Annotated in this window: 20 protein-coding genes; 3 read left to right on the forward strand and 17 right to left on the reverse strand. The window is 52.9% G+C overall.

Going from position 1 to position 15,214, the window contains the following annotated elements:
* Positions 1 to 2: 2 nt before the first annotated feature.
* From OHJ21_RS19865 to OHJ21_RS19935, 15 genes are all read right to left on the reverse strand, one after another.
* The gene (locus OHJ21_RS19865; protein ID WP_100539172.1) at positions 3 to 1,007 is read right to left on the reverse strand and encodes a hypothetical protein; all 1,005 of its coding nucleotides are present in this window, start codon (positions 1,005 to 1,007) and stop codon (positions 3 to 5) included.
* 3 nt (positions 1,008 to 1,010) lie between these two features.
* On the reverse strand, positions 1,011 to 1,577 hold the full coding sequence (locus tag OHJ21_RS19870; RefSeq protein ID WP_394054113.1) for a YmfQ family protein: 567 nt from the start codon (positions 1,575 to 1,577) through the stop codon (positions 1,011 to 1,013).
* Positions 1,578 to 1,584: 7 nt separating this feature from the next.
* Positions 1,585 to 2,739, reverse strand: coding sequence for a baseplate J/gp47 family protein (locus OHJ21_RS19875; protein WP_100539173.1), 1,155 nt, complete (start codon positions 2,737 to 2,739; stop codon positions 1,585 to 1,587).
* A complete protein-coding gene (locus tag OHJ21_RS19880; protein ID WP_100539174.1) occupies positions 2,739 to 3,197 on the reverse strand; it encodes a DUF2634 domain-containing protein in 459 nt (152 codons plus the stop codon). Before OHJ21_RS19880 ends, OHJ21_RS19875 begins: the two co-directional genes overlap by 1 nt.
* Entirely contained in the window at positions 3,190 to 3,579 is a 390-nt protein-coding gene (locus OHJ21_RS19885; protein WP_100539175.1) for a hypothetical protein, read from the reverse strand. Before OHJ21_RS19885 ends, OHJ21_RS19880 begins: the two co-directional genes overlap by 8 nt.
* Positions 3,572 to 4,549 (reverse strand): XkdQ/YqbQ family protein, encoded by a 978-nt coding sequence (locus tag OHJ21_RS19890; protein ID WP_100539176.1) that lies wholly within the window; start codon positions 4,547 to 4,549, stop codon positions 3,572 to 3,574. The genes OHJ21_RS19885 and OHJ21_RS19890 overlap by 8 nt, the downstream gene beginning before the upstream one ends.
* A complete protein-coding gene (locus OHJ21_RS19895) occupies positions 4,546 to 5,190 on the reverse strand; it encodes a LysM peptidoglycan-binding domain-containing protein (RefSeq protein WP_100539177.1) in 645 nt (214 codons plus the stop codon). The genes OHJ21_RS19890 and OHJ21_RS19895 overlap by 4 nt, the downstream gene beginning before the upstream one ends.
* Positions 5,191 to 5,256: 66 nt before the next feature.
* On the reverse strand, positions 5,257 to 7,029 hold the full coding sequence (locus tag OHJ21_RS19900) for a hypothetical protein (protein WP_394054112.1): 1,773 nt from the start codon (positions 7,027 to 7,029) through the stop codon (positions 5,257 to 5,259).
* A 17-nt stretch (positions 7,030 to 7,046) separates the two neighbouring features.
* Positions 7,047 to 7,181, reverse strand: coding sequence for a hypothetical protein (locus OHJ21_RS19905; protein ID WP_279300460.1), 135 nt, complete (start codon positions 7,179 to 7,181; stop codon positions 7,047 to 7,049).
* Positions 7,182 to 7,204: 23 nt separating this feature from the next.
* On the reverse strand, positions 7,205 to 7,639 hold the full coding sequence (locus OHJ21_RS19910) for a phage tail assembly chaperone (RefSeq protein ID WP_009594601.1): 435 nt from the start codon (positions 7,637 to 7,639) through the stop codon (positions 7,205 to 7,207).
* 130 nt (positions 7,640 to 7,769) lie between these two features.
* The gene (locus tag OHJ21_RS19915) at positions 7,770 to 8,177 is read right to left on the reverse strand and encodes a phage tail tube protein (RefSeq protein ID WP_009594594.1); all 408 of its coding nucleotides are present in this window, start codon (positions 8,175 to 8,177) and stop codon (positions 7,770 to 7,772) included.
* 93 nt (positions 8,178 to 8,270) lie between these two features.
* A complete protein-coding gene (locus OHJ21_RS19920; RefSeq protein ID WP_486020957.1) occupies positions 8,271 to 9,737 on the reverse strand; it encodes a phage tail sheath family protein in 1,467 nt (488 codons plus the stop codon).
* 2 nt (positions 9,738 to 9,739) lie between these two features.
* Positions 9,740 to 9,949, reverse strand: a complete 210-nt coding sequence (locus OHJ21_RS19925; RefSeq protein WP_326114152.1) for a YqzN/YkzM domain-containing protein — start codon at positions 9,947 to 9,949, stop codon at positions 9,740 to 9,742.
* 10 nt (positions 9,950 to 9,959) lie between these two features.
* Positions 9,960 to 10,799 carry a hypothetical protein gene (locus OHJ21_RS19930; RefSeq protein ID WP_394054110.1) on the reverse strand — a complete coding sequence of 280 codons (840 nt, stop codon included), beginning with the start codon at positions 10,797 to 10,799 and terminating at the stop codon, positions 9,960 to 9,962.
* A gap of 468 nt (positions 10,800 to 11,267) precedes the next feature.
* Entirely contained in the window at positions 11,268 to 11,744 is a 477-nt protein-coding gene (locus OHJ21_RS19935; protein WP_100539182.1) for an ArpU family phage packaging/lysis transcriptional regulator, read from the reverse strand.
* 297 nt (positions 11,745 to 12,041) lie between these two features.
* Between OHJ21_RS19935 and OHJ21_RS19940 the strand changes: the two genes are divergently transcribed.
* Together OHJ21_RS19940 and OHJ21_RS19945 are read left to right on the forward strand one after the other, a co-directional pair.
* Entirely contained in the window at positions 12,042 to 12,461 is a 420-nt protein-coding gene (locus OHJ21_RS19940) for a helix-turn-helix domain-containing protein (protein WP_100539183.1), read from the forward strand.
* A 70-nt stretch (positions 12,462 to 12,531) separates the two neighbouring features.
* Entirely contained in the window at positions 12,532 to 12,957 is a 426-nt protein-coding gene (locus OHJ21_RS19945; RefSeq protein WP_100539184.1) for an ImmA/IrrE family metallo-endopeptidase, read from the forward strand.
* Between the two features lie 196 nt (positions 12,958 to 13,153).
* Here the strand turns inward: OHJ21_RS19945 and OHJ21_RS19950 are convergent, their stop codons facing one another.
* Positions 13,154 to 13,885, reverse strand: a complete 732-nt coding sequence (locus tag OHJ21_RS19950) for a hypothetical protein (RefSeq protein WP_394054109.1) — start codon at positions 13,883 to 13,885, stop codon at positions 13,154 to 13,156.
* Positions 13,886 to 14,155: 270 nt separating this feature from the next.
* On the opposite strand from OHJ21_RS19950, the gene OHJ21_RS19955 reads away from it, so the two are divergent.
* Positions 14,156 to 14,239 carry a putative holin-like toxin gene (locus tag OHJ21_RS19955; protein WP_367398280.1) on the forward strand — a complete coding sequence of 28 codons (84 nt, stop codon included), beginning with the start codon at positions 14,156 to 14,158 and terminating at the stop codon, positions 14,237 to 14,239.
* Positions 14,240 to 14,433: 194 nt separating this feature from the next.
* Here the strand turns inward: OHJ21_RS19955 and OHJ21_RS19960 are convergent, their stop codons facing one another.
* Positions 14,434 to 15,213 carry an AraC family transcriptional regulator gene (locus tag OHJ21_RS19960; RefSeq protein ID WP_100539186.1) on the reverse strand — a complete coding sequence of 260 codons (780 nt, stop codon included), beginning with the start codon at positions 15,211 to 15,213 and terminating at the stop codon, positions 14,434 to 14,436.
* Position 15,214: the final 1 nt, after the last annotated feature.

Below are 15,214 nucleotides of genomic sequence, written 5' to 3' on the forward strand. Positions count from 1 at the left end.
CCTTATGAGTATTGAATCCATATTTGACCGTCGAACCCACCTGATGGAGTGGCTGTTGATTTGATGACATGCGACTCCGTCATAATATCGCCGCCGCCTTTATTCCAATTTAACTTAATATCAATTAAGGCGTTATCACTTGGTCGAGTAGCTCGAAAAATAAGACCTGCCCCCCCATAAGCGTCATTAACACTATTAATAATCGCCTTATTACGCCATCCATTTAAAGGTATATTTCCAGCATTTAAGAAAACATAAGCATCTTGGGACGTCGAGACGCCCATGGCTCCGGTAGTTACTGTAAAGGATCCGTCTGTACCGAAAACTGCGCGCCGAGTTTTACCAACAACAAAAGAAAGTTCCTGGGCCGTTGCAGTCCCGATAATAAGACCCGGATTACATCCGTAGAATCCTGAATCATGAACGGCAAGGACCCCCTGCGATTGATCCGTCCGAAGCGTGAGGTTTAGGTTACCGGTTCGATAAATATCAACTACCTTGGACCATCCTTCGGTATTCCATGCCTCTGTTTGGCTCCCTATCATGATGTGTCCAGATGTATCGATTCCAAACATTCGTGTACCGGTACCGTAATTGCCGTTATAGATTCGTAAGGCAGGCTTTGTGGACACATCATCTGAAACAAGGTGGAAGTTTTTCGCTGCCATTGAATCCTGTCCGATCTGCATCCCGGCACGGCTGGTCAAAATACGATCCAGCCATACAAAAGAACCGGACGCTGTAACTCGACCGCGCACTTGATTATTCGTGATAAATCGAAAATCATGATTCGTTGGCGTACCGATCCATGGATCATTTGTATCGGAACCGAGTCGAAGAATACGTGTTCCGTCGGTTACATCTATCATTCCCGCATCTAGTACCCCTCCCTTCTTTGGCATTACTTTGCTATCGATATCTTCCGCTAGAGCGTTCAGATCTCTAACAACGTTCGCCGTCATTGTGTCGTCAATGAGCGGCAGTCCTAAAACTGCTGTTAGTGCCATATGTTACTTCAACCCCCTATTATAAATTGCCCCATATGTTTTTCCCGTTGCCGCCACGTCTCCGTATGTCAGGCCACTCGCAGCAAGTTCAACATAAGTATAGAAACGGAACGCATACGCCACCGCCAGATGCGCCGGCTTGATCTCCTCGATCGCCGCCTTCAAATCCTCCAGATTCGGCGGGATGCCGAGCGTATCCACGAATTTAACCGTGAAGCCCCATTCCTCAGGCTGAAAAGATACCTCAACCGTGCCGCCGTCATAAGCCTCCGCCACATTTTTCACGAGCGCTCCCGAAAAGGTTCCCGCACCACGCAGCTTGGACTCCAGCACTGCCCGTCGCTGCTCGATCGGCTTGTTCCGATCGGTGGGAATGCCGAGCTCCATCTCCCAGCGCTCTAAGCCCCAGGTGGCTGTGCGGACAAAAAACTGATCTGCAGCCGAGTTCAGCGCTTGGTAAAGCGCGTCCAGCTCGCTGCCCTTGGCATCCATATCGGATAACATGACGCGGGAGGTCTCATAATAGGCCGGAAGATAAGAAAACAGCTCGCGACCCCGCAAGCTGTTCATTCGGGTATTATTCACTCACGCTCACCGTCCCGAGCACCGCCACCTGACCGGAGCCAATTTCGATGTTTTGCTGCTCGGTGTGGCCGTTAATCGTCAAATCCGAGTAGTCGACGATAATCGGAATATCCAGCAGTACGGCGGCAATACGCGTGTACCTTACCAAAGGATCCTTCCGGTTAAAAGCGATCTGCTGTAAATACGTGCGAACGCCGTCCTCGATCAGCTTCCGGATTTCTTCCATCGTTGAAGGCTGCTCCTGCGTACGCTGCACTTTGACGGAGATATCAATCGCCACTTCCGCGGCAGGCATCACCGTGATAACCGGACCCGCCGGGGCAACGCCTTCGCCCTGTCCATCCTGAGACGGGTCAATGTACTGCTGAACGGCATCCACGATATCCCGGCTAGCCGCACGCTTGTCCGTATCGATGAGATACAGCCCGACGGTACCGGGTCCTTTCCACAACGGCGCTACTTCCACGCCGCCAACGCCGGCAATCTCATTGGCCCACTGCATGTACTGCGCTTTGTTGCCGCTCGTTCCCTGACTTCGGACTTTGGCATAAAAACGCTCCAGAAGCGACTGATCGCTTTCGGTATCCGTCCCGCTTCGTGTATGCTCCGGGTTCGTAACCGATGTTACGCCGCTGACCGACGTCATCATGAGTTGTATGACGCCTGCGGGAACATTGCCGTTACTGCCCGGCGTGACGGCTCGGATCGGGGCCGTACCGGTACCCAAGTCACTCAGCGTCACGCCTGACGTGGTCACATACTCCACGGAGGATTCCCCGGAGCCCTCATCGGCTGGCGTAGCTACGTAGGTTCCGGCAGGCACGGTCGTCCCCGGCTTCCCCGTAAACAGAACGCTGCCGGACGAAGCGACCGCTTCCCTCCGGGTAATCCCATGTTCTGCCGTCCTCAGATCGAGTTCGGCGGAACGGATATCCGGATGATCGCTTGCTACCGTGCTCGCAAAGCCTCGACGCAGCAGCTCCTGCGCCCACAAGGCGGCCTCAGACAGCATAAACGCAACCGGCGCCTGCGCATCCCAAATAAAAGAGCCCTCCGACTTGTCGATGTCCGAAGGCACTTTGTTCAGCATGCGGTTCATAATGTTCTCTTCCGTCTGATCCAACAAATATAACGGCAAATCTGCCATCAGATCACCACGCTTTCTATAATTTCCGTCTCATCCCGGACACTCGTAATGCGGCAGCTGAAACGGCAAGCTTCTCCTTCCCATTCAAAAAGAAACTGATCCACGCTCTCCGTCCGCGCGTCCGCAAGCAGTGTCTCGGTGACCATGCGCTGAATCTCGCTCTCTTGCAGAGATTGGTCATAGCCTTTTCCGACCAGCTCCTCCAGCTCACTGCCGTAGTCGCGCGTATAGATCAAATGGCGGTATCGCGGCGTACGGATCGCTTTTTCGCACCAGATGACCCAGGCTTCCTTCTCGTCCGCAACCGGAATCTTCCGGGTCGGGGACATCACGAACTCGCCGGCTTCAAAATCATACCGCCAGCTCCGTCCAAAAACAGCCCCGTCTCCTTCCAGCACCTCCGGATCGGTCGCATCCGTCCAGATCATGTCATCGCCTTCCGGGAATAAATTAGCCACCACTGCTCACCACCTTGCATACAACAACAACGTCATTACCGCTGTTGACCCGAACGGCGAGCACGCGGTCTCCCGGTTTCAGGCCTTTTCCCAATTCCAAAAGAGTATCTTCAACTTCGTTCTCTTCGGCTTCAAACGTCATATCCTGCTGCTGGCCCCCCAAAGTCACGGTGCCCTTTGCCGTATAACGGGGCAAGGACAGCATTCCAGGCAGCTCCGCCACCATATAGTCCTGCAGCTCGTGCTTGAAATCATCGAGCTTGAGTCCCGTCGAGGTTATCGTGCCGAGCACGGCCCCTACACCGCCCATGGCTTGACGGGTTTGCTTATTCATTGAGGCATATAAGGAGGACGCCAATTGTCCATAGGGGTCTTTATTCAAGGTAAAACCTCCTTTTTACATCGTCATAACTCCCCAGCTCCAGCATCATGCTTCCGGGACTACCGAGCTCACGGCTGACGGAAATCACGAGCAGTTTCATTGAGCCCAGCATGACCGCATCTCCGGCGCGGATCGTATTGACATCAGGTGCATTCAGGGAGATGGTCTCCCGAATCCCCCTCAGTTTGCTCCGGGCCAGCTGGCGGGCAGCCGCAGGCGACTTCACTTCATCATCCTGAATAATAGCCTGGAGTTGGCCGTATTTGGCGATATCCTTCTCCTCGATGGCCATCACCTTGGAAGGAACTTCTTTTCCGGACTCGCTTGCGGCTGTCGCCAGCACTTTGACCTTGGTCGCCGCGCCCTCCAACGTCCGCGATTGCGTAGTATCCGTGATAGCCTCCAGGATGTAGACGTCTTTGTTCGTTCCCAACTCATACAGCTCAAGCCCTGAAGAGATCATCCGCGGATGATACAGCTTGCCGCCGGCTTTTGCCGTCTCCCGCAGATCAGCGAACATGCTCGCATAAATCGACTGCGTCCGGTAAACGGAACGCCCCAGCTGCTTCTCGGTATCCGGCAGTACCGCAATTTTCAGGTTCCAGTCGGCCGCGTACTTTTTGAATCGCTGGGTAGCGGTCTGCTTTGCCGGGAACAGATATTCATCCTCCGATTTGTCCAGATATACCGTCCGATCGTACAGTGTGAGGGTCATCCGCTTCACGCCGTTATTCGAGGTTTCCACTTCCCACACGACAGCCGGGTGCAGCAGAGGGACATAGTCCTTTTTACCGTATGGAATTCCGCTGATTCGGATCGCCATTCCCGGCGAGATCGGCGGCATATCCGGCGTTACGACCAGATTGACGGTTCCCTGGTAAGCGACTTGTTCAAGCGAATCCCTCAGGTTGATAGCTTCCACCAAAGGGGACAGATCGTATTGATCCTGCAAAATGACTTTGTAACTCATGACAGCACCAGCTTCTGCCCGGGCTTGATGGCGTTCGGATCTTTACCGATCGTCTTCTGATTCAGCTTGTAGATCTGGTTCCATTTCGAGCTGTCCCCGAGCTCAAGCTTGGCGATTTTGGAAAGCGAATCCCCTGACTTCACGGTGTACGTCTTATTCTTTTCCTTCATGTCGGCCCGGGGCTTTTTATTCGTTCCGGCAGCCCCGCTGCTGCCTGCTGTTTTGGCCACCTTCATGTCGCTCCATGTCCGGAGCGTGATGTCAAAATACACATCCCCGAGCTCCCCGCCCCGGAACGTGGACTGATGGGAAGCGACATACACCAGCACATTCACCGCCGTCTTGGTAATGACGAATTGCAACGGCGTTTTATATGCCAGAAACTCGTTAAGTTTATTCATCGCGGTTTGCGGTTTAATATGATCCGTCTCTTTACCTTTGCAATAAGCTGCATCATACTCTTGTGGGAAAAATGAAGAGAATGATATCTCCTTGATCCGATTCCCTTGCGGAAAATCAAACTCTCCATAGTTGAGAATCGTGGCCGTTTCCAATCCCTTTTGGCGTGAAATGGTCACCTCTTCGGGATTGACCGGGAATCGGAATGTCATGCCTTTTCCGTTCTTCAAAAGAAACTCCACCTTGGCCCCCTCCTTTCTGTATGGATGCCTTCGAACCGACTTCATGCCTGCTGTTAACCATCATCTTCAATAGGCCATCGGAGTCGGTTTCCGGTTCTGGGCCGCTTTGCTGAATTCGGCTCTCAGCCGCTGCCCGATCAGAAGAATCAATCCTTCTACATCGATCGGGTGCTCCTCATGCACCGTTACCTGCACCGCGCCAGAAGGTAGATTGTAATTCACGGTTGTCTCTGTTTTGAAATCCATCAGCAAGCCGGATATCGTGCTCATCTGTTCCGGACTGATCTGAACAGATTGCGGGGACGTTGGCTTCCCTGCAAAAGCTTGGTTTTGCGCTGCACTCGCGGGTGGACCAAAAGTACTCATGCTTGCAGCATGGCTAGGCGGCACGTACGGACCGTATGTCGGGTTCAATGCTGGATTCGGCAGCAGCGGCTTGCTGAAATCAACCGGCGCTGGTTTCGGGATGATGGGAGCCGGAAGGGCAGCTGCACTCGAAGGGGTTTCCTTCGGTTGAGCAGCTTCCTTGTCTTTTTTCCCGAAGGAAAACGTCTTGGAGAACCATTTCGACACCGTCTCCTTACCTTCATTGAACTTGTCACCAATCCCGGAAATGGCGCCGCCCACCTTCTCGCCAATATAGCTTCCTACGGTGCCGCCGAGCGTTGAGCCGATCATCGTACCTGCAACCGGGATCACGGATCCGACGATGCCGCCGATCGTGCTTCCGATGCCGCCGCCGACGGTAGATCCTATCGCTTGGTTTCGTTCCTTCCCAGGCTTTGCGGTAGCGATTGCGGTCGCATCGGCTATATAACTTAATGGGCCAAGGGCGCGTTTGCCAAGCCCTTTCATCAAGCCGGAGCCTAGGCCGCTTTTGCCGGCATTTTTTACTGCACTAGCTCCTTTACCGCCATCTGCTGCCTGTTTTATTGCATCTGACCCTGCAGCGGTCTTGGCAGCGCTTGCCGCACCTCCGGAAACGATGCCGCTGCCTCCGCCGCCTCCAAACATTCCTTTCGTCATACCCACGGCATCCTTGAGTAATGTCACAGCTCCCTTTCCTGTGTTGCCTGCAGTTTCTATGAAATCTCCCAGTGTTTCAGCTTTGTTAAAACGCTTACCCCATTTGGTTAGTGGCTTATCCCCTTGGCTATTCGGGGTCGGGGCAGCCTGGCTTTGATTGGAATTGGATCCACGGCCGCCCCCCCTTCTAACCCCATTGGGCCTAGGTGCCGTCCTAGGGGCTGGTGTAGGAGCTGGTGTATCTTTACTCCATGCTTCGCGCATCTTTTTTCCTTTACCATATAGTTGGCCACCATTTTTCATAGTGGAACCCACGGTGATAACACCGCCTAATATGCCTAGAGCCGTATCCCATCCAGATTTTTTACCGCTCCCACCGCCTCCAAGCTGAAGCGATCCAAGCGCATCCGTAAGCTTATCCACAGCAGTCGTATTCGCCGTCAACGCATCGGTCAACGGAGAAAAATCCAGCCCTGCCGCCCGTAAATCCACCTGAACGCTCGCCTCGATCTGCTTCTGCACGCTCAGGTTTAGATTCGTATCAACCTGCTTCTGCACATTCAGCTTCACATTTGCCGAGGCCTGGATGACTTGTGACTTCACCCGCTGCATTTTGGCCAGCAGGTTGTCCAGCCCCTTCGAGGCGCTGTCCTTCAGCACGATTTCTGGCGCCATGCGGGTACGTCCGATTCGCATGACGCGTCCCTGGATCCGCTCAAAATAACGCTCCATCGCCCGCAGCTCGCGGTTGGCCTTGATCACGTTTTTCGGATCGATGACCAGATTCATGCGATAGTTCATGGCTTCAGCCATTTCGTTTCACCTCCTGTTCACTTCACACTCTGACCGGCCATGCCCTCGATCTCCTCCTGGGAGAAAGCAAGCAGCAGCAGGCGCTCGCCTCGCGGGAGCCGCCAAAAATCTCCGGGACGAAGGTGATGCCGGACCCACAGATGATACAGCATCGTCGTCATTCCCCCGGAGCCGATCAGTTTTTTAGGTCAGCAATCTCGACCCCGAAGCCGGACAGCTCCAGCACTTTATCGCCTACGGCATCCAGTTCTCCGGCCAGCAGCATGCGGCGGACCGCCTGCTCTCCCCCCGACAGCTTCAAGCGGCTCGTAATCCGGGGATCGCCCCAGCCGCTGAGCGTCAAGCCCTTCACCGACAGACTGCTCGTCGCTTCGGAGATGAGCAGCGCATTAAAGGTTTCGGTATCCACCTTCTCGTCCACCGCGCCCTTCACCGTACGGCGAACCGTGCAGCGCTCGCGGATGCTGTCCACCTTGCTTGAAGTCAAGCCCTGCAGCACCATCTGCATATCCAAGCGCTTAATGCGTACCGTTTCCTCCGGCAGCTTCTCTGCCGCTTCAAACAGACTGTCCAAAATTTGCTCTTCGCTCATGTTCTCGTGCAAGCTCATACGTATATCTCCTTTACTCATAAAATAGTAGCCCTAAACTTAGCGGGCGACGTTCGCCCGAACCAGACACGCCATGCCGGGCGAACCCCCACTTTTTGACTCGCTCAAGACGTGCTTAAGCAAACAGCCCTTAATCCCCCTGAATCGGATCCAACAGCTCGTACCCCTCAAAGGTAAACGAGGTTTCCTCCTGCACTTCCTCGCCGGCCGTCCAGTTGGCCAGCTGGATTTTGTCCGGCATGCAGCGGATCAGGCGAACGCGCTCATGGCCATAAGACTCGGGATCATCCAGCTTGGAGATGATATCGAATTTGGTGAAGCCGCGGGAAATCATATCGGAAGTGACCTTGTAACCGCTCATCGTGCCGGTTCCTTTTTTGCTGCCGTTTTTGTGTACCGTCCAGTCGTTGCCGACCAGCTTCAGCTCGCGCTTCTCCAATTCCACGCTGGCTTCCAGCTTGTTAATATGCGTCTGCCAAACCCCGTCAATATACGCCTGGCCGTATGTCCCCATAATGACTCTTGAAGCATCCAACATGTTAAGTTCCTCCTCGATTTCGTTAAGTTTATTCTTAAAAAAGCCCTCTCCGGGCAGTCCGTCTCATCTTAAATACGCTGATCGACGTACTCGTTATTGCACGTAAAATGTACCGAACAGCTGCTCCATCACATCGGTCAGCTTCACATTCCACTGCAGGAAGACCTGGTCCGGCTCCGGCGTGTTCACGGCGGAATCGCCATAGTACGCCGGATCGAGAATGACGTCATAACCATCCGGCTCGATGACATTGCTCAGCGACAACGAAGCGAGGTATTCCTTCACGGCGCCGATCAGCGCCAGACGACCTTCCTCGGTGTTGTTCACCTTGCCGATGTAGGTCTGTTCCGCAGCCAGCTGCAAATCCGCATGAATCGCATCCATTACGCGGATAGAGCGGATTTTTTTCCAGGCATTGTTTTGGCCTTCCGCCGGGTTTACCAACGTGTTGATGCCGCGCAGCGCCTTTACCTGACGTCCGTCATAGAAAAGCACGAACACGCCGTTTCGTACAGCCTGCTCCTGCTCGGATCGGGTCCAGCGGCGGGTCACATCTTCGAATGGCGTTACCGCGTATGTAGCGGATTGATTCAAGCGTTGACCGGCAATAAGCCCGGCCACATATGCAGCCGTCTGGGCAGAACTGTAGTTCACGCCGGACAGACGCACGCCCGTACCTACATTGATAATCCCTTCATGGTTCAATGCCAGCGAGCGGGCTCCCGCCAGTTTGGCTGCATCCTTGGAGGTATCGTCCGCTGCGCTTCCGCCGAATACGGCCATCACGCCGCGTCCTTCTTGACGGAGACGTTTCACCCACGCCGCAAAACTCTGCAGCAGAGCCATATCCGCAGCATAATCCAGGGCAAGCACATTGAATTCCTGGCCTTCGACCGCATCCTGCATCTCGATATAATCTGCATTCGTCAGGCCGCCGTTGCCGCTTTTGCCCCCGGACAACACGGCTCCGTTCACATCAGCGGGAATGCCGTCTCCTTCCAATGCGGTAGCCGTTACCCAGAGGTTCTCATCGTCTTCATTGATCTGCGTTGCAATCGACGCTGCTGTCCCGTCCAAGCTTGTATAAGTGCCAAGCAGCTTGGCTCCTTCATAGAGACGAAGCTCACGTGCCCCTGAATTAATCAGCGACGGCTGCATGGTTACGGAGAAGCCGTTGCCCCGGCTGCCCGGATATTTGGCCTGCAGCTTCAACACGTCGGAAGGCGTGGCTTCCGCATTTTGCAGCGTTACGCTAGCCGCTGCCGCCGTGCTATCTGCCAGGCGATAAGCCAGCAGCTTCTTCGGCCCGCCAAGCAAAGCCAGATAGAGCGTTTCGTAAGCCGTAGCCCCATCCTGGCTGTCCTCAGAATACAACTCGGAAATCGCGAACTCGCTGCCGATCTCCACGAACTCGCGCACCGGTCCCCAATTGGCTTTAACCGGCACGACGACCGTACCGCGGGATCCGCCTTGAATAGCCGACGCGGCGGCTGCCTTGAAATTCATATACAAACCCGGAAGTACCGGTTTATTTGTGCTTTCCCATGTTCCACCTGCCATGATTAGTCCACCTTCGCTTTCATAAATTGTTGGATTCTTTCTTTGACTTCGGTTACCGTGAACAGCTCTCCGTCTGCCCCATACATGGCACCTGCGAGCACTTCCGCCCGAACCTCGAACAGTTCCTTGGCGTGTGTTTCGAGTTCATCGAGCGCATATCGCGGAGCGCTGATACGGCGAGCTTCAGTCTTGAGTGTTTTTTTCACAGCCATTGTCACCACCTCACTTTAAAATTGGATGAACGTTAACGCGCCTGATCAAAGCGGCTTCCTCCGGTGAACGCATCTTCCGCTGCGCCAGGGTCAGCTTCAGCTGCCCGTCCAGAATGGGATCGGCCTGCATATCGGAGGTAATCTCCGCAACGGATACATAGCGGCGATCCTGTGAATCCAGCTTCAGCTGGACCTGGGCACCAAGCTCCTCCACCAGCCTTGCAGCCGTGAGCTGCTCGTCCGCGGAATCAAGAGAGGCAATATGCCCGGTAAAGGTTTTGCGAACCTCGAACATCGAAGCTCCCGCCATCTTGGTCTCGCAGCCCGTCATCCGCCATAGAACGGCGTGATCTTCCCGTCCCGCCGGCCATGCCGTATGATAGATGCGCCAAGGATCACCCAGCACATCTTCTGTCCAGACCGTCAGTGTATGCAGCCATTCGTCGGGGTGTCCGGTGGAGCCGGCCCCGGATGCCTGCGGCATATAGACGCCGAATCGCATAATCCGGATCATTTTGCCTGAAACAGAATCGAACTTGTCGGCTTCCGGCACACCCAAATAATGCAGCTTGAATGATCTTCCATCGGCTCCGATAACCCGCTTGCGGTGAAGTCCCGGGATTAGAAGTTCCGCCCAGCGATCCAACTGAAGCAATTCGGAACGATCCGCATACAGCTTCAATCGCACCACCTGCCGGTACCCTGCCCATGAGGATTTCCAAACGTCCTCTCCCAGCGTCATGACGCCATAAAAAGGGTCGCTTATCCCATCCGGCGGATGTACGTCATATATTTGGCCTTCAAGCTCCGGAACGATATCTAGAACGGCCTGCTTGACCGCCCCTCTCATTCCGCAGATGGCCGAGTGACTTCTTGTCGGTGATGGTATAGCCAGCTTCTTACGACGGTCACATGCTTGTGCAACACGGCCCCCTCCTTTCTTTTCATATAGGGATCGGAAATGAAGAAATCAAAGCCTAAAGCCGCAGCAAAAAACCGGTCCTTCTTAAGGCCGGCTCACATCTACACGGTGTGTGTTCGGTATGCTCTGTTTAACTTCATTTCCGATAATACAATCTTACACCCCTAAATCGGATGCGCTGACGTCTTATGGGACGGATAATGCGGAACTTTAAGTGGAATGTCGGCGGAAAATAGTACGAACTTATGTTCGTATCGTTTGATTATATACCAGTTCTCTTGGGTCTCTTCCTCAACAACGTTGCCCTCCATTTGAAACAAAAAAACCGGAGCGCCTCCATTCTGAGGTCCTCCGGTTTTGGCTCGATTTGATGATCCATGCTCGCTCGGCGCTTATTCAGCTCATTTTGCTCTTTGCGGCTTTCTCCAACTCCTGCAGCTTCAACAGCCCCCTGTCTGCTAGAGCCAGTGCCAGTTTGTAGAAGGCCCGCGTACGGATTTTGGTATACGTATCCTTGCTGACCGGCGGCTCAAGGATATGGTTGTACACTTTGTAATCGAATACGTCGTCCTGCTTCATATACCGTTCCCGAATCAGCGTCTGCTCCCGCTCGCCAAGCCGTTCTACGATTGACTCGATCGTCTCGCAATACTGCTTCCTGGCCGCAGGCATATCTACATTATATATAGCAACCGCTGCTGTTTGGTCCGAGGTGACGTTGGTCGGTCCGTGGAATCGTTCCGCGTAGGATGCGGTCACGCTCGTCTCCCTGACTTCGAATGTAATGGTTTTATAGATACGATATTTCTCGAATATCGCTTCAACAGCACTTTGGGTCTTTCTGCGATCCAATTCCGGTAAAAATGGATTCATTAGGAAACACTCCCCTTTGGATTGTCATTGTCGAGGTTTGATTTGCCATTTGGCAGAAGGTTGTCTCATCTCACATGTTCGTATTTTGTTCGTATTTTTCATTAATATACCACTATTTGGAGACCGGCGTAAACCTTCAAAAGAGCGAACTATTCACGGGAATATGAGTCATACCTTTCATATTCTTGCCTTTTGGCAGTGATGCTCTCTTTTATTTTACCTGTTGGCAAAGGAAGGGGATGTGTTTATACTATAAGTAGATGTTTCAGATGGACTATGGTGAGGAGTGGCCGGAACGTGGAACGCATATTTGGATCATACTTGAAAGAGATGAGGGAGAACAAAGGCTGGAGCATCAATCAGCTGGCCCAAGCCGCCGACATCAGCGGATCGCAAATCTCCCGAATCGAGAATGGGCTGCGGGGCATACCCAAGCCGCAAACGCTTCGTAAAATGGCGGAGGCACTCGAAATACCCTATGAAGAGCTGATGAATAAAGCAGGTTATCTGCAGCAGGATGCTGCCAAGCACGAAGATATCTCGGCTCCCGCTTGGGCAACCTCCAGGGATAAACGGGATTTCAAGAAAATGCTTGAGGATGACGGTGAGCTCATGTTTGATGGCGTCCCTCTGAACGAGGAGGACAAGCAGCGCATCAAGGACGTCCTGACCGGACTGTTCTGGGAAGCCAAGCAGATGAACAAGCGCAAGAAATAAATCTACGTGATAAGGAGATACATAAAGATTACAACGATTCAACCAAAACCAATATTGCAGGTGAACCGGCATGGATGATTTTTTACAACCCTTAATCCGTCAGCTGATCAAAAAACATCATACCAGCTGCCCTTTTGAAATTGCGACATCCTTGGGCATACATATTCGATTTGCAGATTTAGGCCAAACGACCAAAGGGCTGTATTTCCGTAAACTAAGGCGGAGATTCATCGTCATCCACAATCAGCTGCCACCGCCATGGCAGCGCTTCGTATGCGCGCATGAGCTCGGGCATGACCGTCTCCATAAGGGAATCAGCCGCTTTTTTCTGGAGGAGCACTCCTATTTCAGTCCGGGCAAGCTGGAGCGGCAAGCGAACCGCTTTGCCATTGCCCTATTGACGGCGGATCTGGCTCCCGGACCGGGTGAGTCCTTACATGAGTTCTATCTACGAGCTGGCATTCCACAAGAAATGCTATATTTTTTTAGATTTTAAGCGAACGTATGTTCCCGATTTACAGTGGAAGATTCCCGCATTATTAATTCCCTCTTACGACCAAAAAGAACAACCCGCTCCTGACATGACATCAAAAGCGGGTTGTTGTTGAAGCCTCTTATGGAGAATAGTTCATATAAGTGGTTAACTGCAGGGACGGATGGAATGTTCTTTAGTTCGGTCCGCCATACTCCGTTCAAAGCGGTTCAAAGATGGCTACCTGTCGTTTGCCCACCTTCATATGATGAATCCTTTGAAACCGGTCATGCTTTAATTTTTGCCCTTTGTCGGATATGACCGCAACCACGGATCGGCCAGGATCCAGGATGGAATGAATGCCGTTAAAGAAATCCTTCACCGGCTCATCGCTTCCGCCGCCCCAGCTAACCAGGTCACCATAAGGGAGATCGGTCATGACGATATGGGTTCCCTTGCAGGAGGCCAAGTTTTCCTCCGGTTGGGTGATATCAGCTTGAAAACAAGCCGTCTCTTCCACACGCGAGGACCTTAACAGCTCCCTCAATCGGCCAGCGCTTTGCAGCGCATCCTGGTGAGACGGCTTCTGATACAACGCCAATAGTTCTTTCAGCTGTTCGGTGCGTTGTTCCAGCCCCTCTTCGCGGAGCAGCGACAGGTTTTTCGCGGCTATTCCGAGCACCTCTGCGTTAATGTCGGAACCGATGACGCGATGAATGCGCTGCCCGTGCAGCAGGCCCACCACCGTCAACAGATACGCCCCGCCGCAGCAGGGATCGAACAAGGTATAAGGCCCCTGTACCCCTTTTTTCTCCAATAGTTGAAAGCACCGCTGCGCAATCTCACTGGCTAGTCTAACAGGAAACGAAGTCGTTCCCTGCGCATTATACAGAACCCGGCCGCTGGCGAAATCCTCGTAGCTGCGCTGGGCTGACTCATAGATATATTCCATTCGAATGATTCCTTCCATCCGGCTAAAGCCTGAGTTAGTTTCAAATAATCCAAATACAGATTAACATCCCTGAGCCATATATCAAAATCCGCATGCTATACGTAACAGCCGCTGAAGTGGATTGAAGTCACATAGAAAAGCTCTAAATCTTCTCTCGACCAGACCATAATAAGCCCCTAAACGCAGGGCTTGTATGCTATAATTTGGGAAGTACAATATATCGGCTAATAAGGGCGGTCGGCTAATCTCCCCAGGATGGGAGGTGATGCCATGGAAGTATACCAAACATTGACGCTAATGATTTCGTTCGCGACGCTGGTGGTGTTAATACTTTCGTTCCATAAAAAGAAATAGACCGCCCTTGGTCAGGATCACGGTCTATTTCTGATCGGATTTCCTATAGCCGACCGCTCTTATAGCGGTACGTTGTACGCCGGGATCGTGTTCGCGCACGGTCCCTTTTACATTCTATACACATTATAACGGAGTTTATTCACAAATGCCAAGCCTGATTTGAAAAATCGCGCGAATGATCGGCGCCTGCCGCCTCACTTATCCAGATGGGACATATAATCAAATGCCGTCGTGCCGTACACATTCTTGAAATGCCGATTTAAATGGGCAAGATCCGTGAAGCCGCACTGGGTAACGGCCTGATATACATCCCGGCTGTCCTCGATCAGATGCTTGGCGCGTTCCACTTTGCAGTTCAGGTAATACTGATACGGAGACAACCCGGTATTCGCTTTAAACGTACGGATGAACTGATACTTCGACATCCCGAACTCCCCGCTTATTTCGTCCAGACGGAGAACGTGATCCAGATAATCCTGCATCATGTCTTTGGCCTTCCGCGTAAACACGCTGTCCTTCCGGCTATCCGGGTTCAGAATATCCTCGTTAAAATGCCCCGCCAGACCCAGAAGCAGCTCGCTGCTTCTTGCCTCCGGCTGACCGGTGAAGATCGACCTCGTCACATCCAGGATGCTCTTCCGCAGCCCGGCGTGATAGACAATCGGGGATTGGAACCGAACGATATCCTTTTTCTGAATCAATTCCAGGAATAGCTCCGGGTGAATGTAAATCATCACATAATCGATGCCCGTTCGTTCCTGGGACCAGCCATCATGCTTCTGCTCCGGATGGAACAGCATAACCCCGCTTTGGTAAGAGGCCTGCTGACTGCCGTCCAGCGAGTACTTCTGAATGCCGCGCAGCGTGACGCCGAGGGCATACTCCTCGTGATAATGCTTTTTATATTTGAAATCCGTCAGGCTCGCGGACAGCGCCGTAATGCCCACCGCTTTTTTATAAATAAACTGCTCCATC

The organism is Virgibacillus sp. LDC1 (assembly GCF_025792345.1).
In the GTDB taxonomy this organism is placed as follows: domain Bacteria; phylum Bacillota; class Bacilli; order Paenibacillales; family Paenibacillaceae; genus Paenibacillus_AQ; species Paenibacillus_AQ lautus.